The 5,793-nt window shown below is 69.5% G+C and carries 5 protein-coding genes and 1 pseudogene; 2 read left to right on the forward strand and 4 right to left on the reverse strand.

Features of this window, described 5'->3' with window-relative positions; translation table 11 throughout:
- Positions 1–295, forward strand: a pseudogene (locus VF330_RS19175) (hypothetical protein); the annotation flags it as partial.
- Here VF330_RS19175 and VF330_RS19180 read toward each other — a convergent pair.
- Both VF330_RS19180 and VF330_RS19185 read right to left on the reverse strand, forming a co-directional pair.
- Positions 292–972: a response regulator gene (locus VF330_RS19180; protein WP_330853002.1), complete on the reverse strand. Its 681-nt coding sequence runs from the start codon at positions 970–972 to the stop codon at positions 292–294. The pseudogene VF330_RS19175 and the gene VF330_RS19180 sit on opposite strands and share 4 nt — an antisense overlap.
- Positions 969–3,458, reverse strand: a complete 2,490-nt coding sequence (locus VF330_RS19185; protein ID WP_330853003.1) for a sensor histidine kinase KdpD — start codon at positions 3,456–3,458, stop codon at positions 969–971. The genes VF330_RS19180 and VF330_RS19185 overlap by 4 nt, the downstream gene beginning before the upstream one ends.
- Positions 3,459–3,788: 330 nt before the next feature.
- On the opposite strand from VF330_RS19185, the gene VF330_RS19190 reads away from it, so the two are divergent.
- Positions 3,789–4,229: a MarR family transcriptional regulator gene (locus tag VF330_RS19190; protein WP_330853004.1), complete on the forward strand. Its 441-nt coding sequence runs from the start codon at positions 3,789–3,791 to the stop codon at positions 4,227–4,229.
- 36 nt (positions 4,230–4,265) lie between these two features.
- On the opposite strand, the gene VF330_RS19195 is transcribed toward VF330_RS19190, so the two are convergent.
- Both VF330_RS19195 and VF330_RS19200 read right to left on the reverse strand, forming a co-directional pair.
- Positions 4,266–5,366, reverse strand: coding sequence for a DUF1700 domain-containing protein (locus VF330_RS19195; protein WP_330853005.1), 1,101 nt, complete (start codon positions 5,364–5,366; stop codon positions 4,266–4,268).
- Positions 5,363–5,689 carry a PadR family transcriptional regulator gene (locus VF330_RS19200; RefSeq protein WP_086660750.1) on the reverse strand — a complete coding sequence of 109 codons (327 nt, stop codon included), beginning with the start codon at positions 5,687–5,689 and terminating at the stop codon, positions 5,363–5,365. Before VF330_RS19200 ends, VF330_RS19195 begins: the two co-directional genes overlap by 4 nt.
- Between the last annotated feature and the right edge of the window lie 104 nt (positions 5,690–5,793).

Here is a 5,793-nt window from a genome sequence, read left to right on the forward strand (position 1 = left end):
CGCACCGGACGGCAGCACCAGCACGGTCGTGGTGACCGTGTCGTCGGGTGCGCCGAAGTCCTCCGCGGCACCGGAGCGCAAGCAGGCCGCACGGCAGCAGGAACAGCCGAAGCCCGCGTCCCAGCAGCCGCAGGTGACGACCAACCCCGCGGAGCCGACGCAGACGCAGACGCAGAGCAACCCGCCCACGTCGTGGACGGAACCGCCGGCGTCGACCTCGTCGACGACCTCCGCGACGACCGTGCCGCCGACGTCGTCGTCGACGACCTCCGCGTCGCCCGACCCGAAGCCCTAGAGCTCGAAGCGGTAGCCCATGCCGGGCTCCGTGAGCAGGTGCCGGGGCCGGGCGGGCTCCGGTTCCAGCTTGCGCCGCAGCTGCGCCAGGTACACCCGCAGGTAGTGGGTCTCCTTCTCGTAGGCGGGGCCCCACACCTCGCGCAGCAGCTGCTTCTGGGCGACGAGCTTGCCCGCGTTGCGCGCCAGCACCTCCAGCAGTCCCCACTCGGTGGGCGTGAGGTGGACCTCGGTCCCGTCCTTGAGCACCCGCTTGGCCGCGAGGTCGACGGTGAACGACGCGGTCCGCACGGTCGGCTCGTCCTCGGGTCCCGTGACGGCCGAGCGCCGGACGGCGGCCCGCAGGCGGGCGAGCAGCTCGTCCATGCCGAACGGCTTGGTCACGTAGTCGTCCGCGCCCGCGTCCAGGGCGTCGACCTTGTCGGTCGAGTCGGTGCGGGCGGACAGCACGATGATCGGCAGCGTGGTCCATCCGCGCAGGCCCGCGATGACGTCCGTGCCGTCCATGTCCGGCAGGCCCAGGTCGAGGACGACGACGTCCGGTTTGCCGTCGGCCGCGAGCTTCAGGGCCGTGACGCCGTCGTGGGCCGTGAGCACCTCGTAGCCGCGTGCGGAGAGGTTGATCCGCAGCGCGCGCACGATCTGCGGCTCGTCGTCGACCACCAGTACCTTCGTCACGAAGCCCTCTCATCGGCCGGGAGCGAGATCACCACGGTGAGGCCGCCGCCGGGCGTGTCCTCCATGGTGATCGTGCCTCCCATCGCCTCCGTGAAGCCCTTCGCCACGCTCAGACCGAGACCAACGCCACCCGGCGTGCGGTCGCCGAGCCGTTGGAAGGGCGCGAACACCTCGGCCTGGGTGCCCTTGGGCAGCCCGCGGCCGTGGTCGACGACCCGCAGCTCGACGTCGTCGCCGTGGGTGCTCGCCCGCAGCGCGACGGCCCCGGCGTACCGCAGGGCGTTGCCGACGACGTTCGCGATGACGCGTTCGAGCAGTCCGACGTCGGCGCGCACAGGTGGCAGCGACTCGGGGACGTCGACCTCGATGTCGCCTCCGAGGCCGCTCAGCGCCCGTGCGACGGCCTCGTAGAAGCCGACCGCGCGGAACTGCGGTTCGACGGCGCCCGTGGCGAGCCGTGACGAGTCGAGCAGGTTGTCGACCAGGCCGGTGAGGCGGTCCGCCGACTCCTCGACCGCTTCCAGCAGCTCGGCGGTGTCCTCGTCGGACAGCCGCAGCTCCGGGTCCCTGAGCGAGCCCACGGACGCCTTGATCGACGTGAGCGGTGTGCGGAGGTCGTGCCCGACAGCGCTCAGCAGGGCCGTGCGCAGCTCCGTGCGGGACGCCTGCTTCTGCGCTTCGAGCGCCTGGTCGGTCATGCGTTGCTGCCTCAACGCCAGCACCGCCTGCCCCGCGGCCGCTTCCAGCACGCGGCGGTCGTAGGCGGGCAACGACCGTCCCTTCAGCGCGAGGTGCACGTCCGGGGTCACCGCGATGTCCACATCGGCCTCGTCCGGCTCGTCGCACGGGCCCGCACCGACGCACGCGACGCGTTCCCACTCGCCGTCGACGCGTTCCAGCAGCGCGACCGAGGTGAGACCGAAGTTCTCCTTCACCTTCTCCAGCAGCCGTGCGAGCGGGTAGGGGTTCGTCAGCACGGTGCGCGAGTACGACGCGAGGAGTGTCGCTTCGGTGCGAGCGCGCGCTGCCTGCGTGGCGCGGCGTGCGGCGTAGTCGACCACCAACGCCGTGGAGACCCCCACGACGATCATGGCGAAGAACGTGAGCACGTTCTGCTGCGCGTCGATGGTGAACGTGTAGACGGGCTCGGTGAAGAAGAAGTTCAGCAGCAACGCGCTGACCAGCGCCGTCACGATCGCCGGGCCGAGCCCGCCGACGATCGCCACCACCAGCGTGACCAGCAGGTACGCGATGACGTTCGTGGAGAAGTTCAGGCTCTCGCGCATCGACGCGCCGGCCGCTGTGACCAGCGCGGGTCCCGCCACCGCGAGGAACCAGCCCCACGCGAGTCTGCTCGGCTTGAGCGGGCTGCTTGCGAACCGTGCGCGCCAACCGCTGGTCGTCGTCTCGTGCGTGACCATGTGGACGTCGATCGCGCCGGACTCCCGTACGACCGTGGAGCCGATACCGGCCGAGAACACGCGCTCGAACCGTGAACGGCGTGATGTGCCGACTACGAGCTGGGTCGCGTTCACGCCCCGCGAGAACTCGAGCAACGCCGTGGGCACGTCGTCACCCACGACCGTGTGGAACGTGGCACCGACGTCCTCGGTCAGCGTGCGGTACTTCTGCAGTGCGTGCGGGTCGGCGCCCGCGAGCCCGTCGCCCCTGAGCACGTGCACGACGAGAAGGTCGCCACCCGCGCGCGTGGCGATGCGACGCGCGCGACGGATGAGCGTCTCGCTCTCCTTGCCGCCGGTGATGGCGACGACGACTCGTTCGCGCGTCTCCCACGTGTCCGTGATCTGCTGCTCGGCCCGGTAGCGCAGGAGTGCGACGTCGACCTGGTCGGCGACCCACAGCAGGGCGAGCTCGCGCAAAGCCGTGAGATTGCCGACGCGGAAGTAGTTGCCGAGCGCCGCGTCGATCTTGTTCGCGGCGTAGACGTCGCCGTGGGCGAGCCTGCGGCGCAGCGCTTCGGGAGTGAGGTCGACGAGCTGCGTCTGGTCGGCCCGGCGCACGACCTCGTCCGGCACGGTCTCCTGCTGGGCGACGCCGGTGATGCGGTGGACGACGTCGTTCAACGACTCGAGGTGCTGGACGTTGACCGTGGACAGCACGTCGATGCCGGCTTCGAGGAGTTCCTCGACGTCCTGCCACCGTTTCGCATTCCGCGATCCGGGCGCGTTCGTGTGCGCCAGTTCGTCAACCACGGCGACTTCCGGTGCGCGTCTCACCACGGCGTCGACGTCCATCTCCGCGAGTTCCACGCCGCGGTGCGCGGAGTGCCGGCGCGGGACCATTTCCAGGCCTTCGACCAGTTCAGCGGTCTTGGTCCGGCCGTGGGTCTCCACAAATCCCACGACCACGTCCGTGCCGCGTTCCCGCCGCCGATGAGCCTCGCTGAGCATGGCGAACGTCTTTCCGACACCGGGGGCGGCGCCGAGGTAGATGCGGAGCTCACCACGCCGGGGTTTCGCACTCACCGGACCAGTCTGCTCCTGCCCCGGCCTGAGCCCTTCGGGGGCACGGACTACGCCGTTCGGTCAGACGAGTGTGCCTTCCCACAGTTCTGACAGGAGATCTGTCCTGTTGAATCATGCTTCGAAGCGGCGCCCGTTCGAGTGAGCCCAATCGCGCTTTTTACGCCGTTTACCAGCGCATTCAACTGTTCCGGGCGCGCCCTGTGACTCCCCGCGTCACCACAACGGCCGAATGGGTTATCGGCAATTGGCGGATAGCGCGCAGAGCGTGAATGAGGGAAAGTTCCAGGGTTCGTGTCCGAATTCGGACAATCACATGCGCGCGGAGAAACGATGCCCACCACCGTCACCAACCACGAGGCACTTCAACTCGTGGTGGCCGTGCACCGGCTGGTGCGTAGTCTTCGGCAGGCCGCTCCGGCCCGTCGTTTGCAACCCACCCAGTTGTTGGTGCTGTCAGAACTGAGCGCCCACGGGCCGATGCGGATCGGCGAGATCGCGGTGCGCGCGCTGTGTTCGCAGCCGACCGCGACAACCGTCGTGACCAGCCTGGAGTCCACCGGCCTCGTGCGCCGCGAGCCCGACGCCGCAGACGGCAGGGCGACCATCGTCGTGCTCACCGAAGTGGGCCGCGAGACCATCGCGTCACTCGCCCACGGCGAAGCCGAACTATTGAGTGAAAGAATGTCGGAGCTTTCACCGGAAGACAGAGAACACCTGCGCTCGGCCATGCCGGTATTGCGGCACCTGGCCGACCCGCAGGAGAACAAGTAGGAGCGGGACCCCCCGACAAGGTCCCGCTCCGAGCATTTACTTGCTGGGTGACACAGAAGTGGGTGGCGCCGAGCTCGAAGGCGCGCTTCCAGAACTCGACGGTTCCGAACTCGGCTCCGTCGATGACGGAGCGGAGATGCTCGGTGCCACCGTGTGACAAACACCGTTTTCGTAGTCGATCTTCGGACGCGGATAGCGGTTCGCCGGAATCACGGGCTCGGGGTCGCCGCTGCGGCAGCCGTAGTACTGCTGCGGCGCGTTGATGGGCTGCCCGTCCTGGTCGTAGAGCAGCACGTTCGAGAGCAGCTTGCCGTTCTCGTCGTAGGCGTAGATGTTCTCGTACGTCTCGACCATCCGCGTCGGGTACGAGGACCGCTCCGCGTTGTAGCCGAGCTGCCCCGCCGTCACGTCGACGATCGAGACCAGCAGCCCCACCGCCAGCGCGGACGCGGGCAGGCTGAACCACAGCCACCGCCGGTCGGCCTTGGCTCGCGGCCCGGCGAACACCGACAGCACGGCGACACCGGCGATCACCAGGAACCCGAGGATGTCGCGCCCGGCCAGCAGCACGGCGCCCAGCCCGAGCAGCACGGCCCGCACCAGCCACCACGCGGGCTGCAACGACCTGAGGTAGGTGATCGCCCGGTCCGCGGGCGTGCCGGGCTCGGGCGTCAGCCACTTCTGGAGCCGGACCGTCTCCGGCAGCTCCATGACCTCCCGCTGGGCCGGCCCCCGGTCGTTCACCAGCGCCAGGCTCAGCACCAGGATCACCGCGGGCAGCAGCAGGATCGCCGGCTCCTTGAGCGCCGCCGAGCCCGCGAGCAGCGTGATCCCGGTGGCCGCCGCCAGCCCCCAGGCCGCGGCCCTGGGGCGGGTCAGCAGCTGCTTCTTGGTCGTGACCGGCAACCGCTCGGTCCTGGGCGGGTAGCCGGCGGCCTGCCGGAGCTCCCGCGCGTACTGCTCGGGCGACCCGAGCCGCTGCTCGACCGTCTCGCCCTCCCCCAGTTCGGTGGACAGCTCGGCGACGTGCGCCTCGACGTCCTCCATGATCTCCGCGACCTCGTGGGGCGGCAGGTCGTCGAGGGCCGCACGCATCCCAGCCAGGTAGTGCTCGACGCCGAGCGCTTGCGTGTTCATGCCGCGACCTCCTCGAGCAGGCCGTCCAGCGTGCTGGCGAACGACCTCCACGTCTCCCTCGACTCAGCCAGGCGCACCCGCCCGGTCTCGTTGATGCTGTAGTACTTCCGGTGCGGGCCCTCTTCGCTGGGCACCACGTACGACGTCAGCATCCCGGCGTTGTAGAGCCGCCGGAGCGTCCCGTACACCGACGCGTCCCCCACGTCGTTCAATCCCCCGGCGCGCAGTCTGCGCACCACGTCGTACCCGTACCCGTCGTCCTTGCGCAGAACCGCAAGGACGGCCAGGTCGAGCACCCCTTTGAGCAGCTGACTGGTGTCCATGGCCCCTCCGACCGCCTGTTGCGCGGTGGACAGTACTACGCATCGCGCAGTACTGTCCACCGCGCAGGTCCACAGAGGTGGACGTGCGTGACCGGGGGTGCGTT

The organism is Lentzea sp. (assembly GCF_036380075.1).
In the GTDB taxonomy this organism is placed as follows: domain Bacteria; phylum Actinomycetota; class Actinomycetes; order Mycobacteriales; family Pseudonocardiaceae; genus Lentzea.

Excerpts from the sequence above, each read along its gene's own strand:
- VF330_RS19200 (WP_086660750.1), bottom strand. The coding sequence starts at position 5,689 with ATGGACACCAGTCAGCTGCTCAAAGGGGTGCTCGACCTGGCCGTCCTT.
- VF330_RS19190 (WP_330853004.1), top strand. The coding sequence starts at position 3,789 with ATGCCCACCACCGTCACCAACCACGAGGCACTTCAACTCGTGGTGGCC.
- VF330_RS19195 (WP_330853005.1), bottom strand. The coding sequence starts at position 5,366 with ATGAACACGCAAGCGCTCGGCGTCGAGCACTACCTGGCTGGGATGCGT.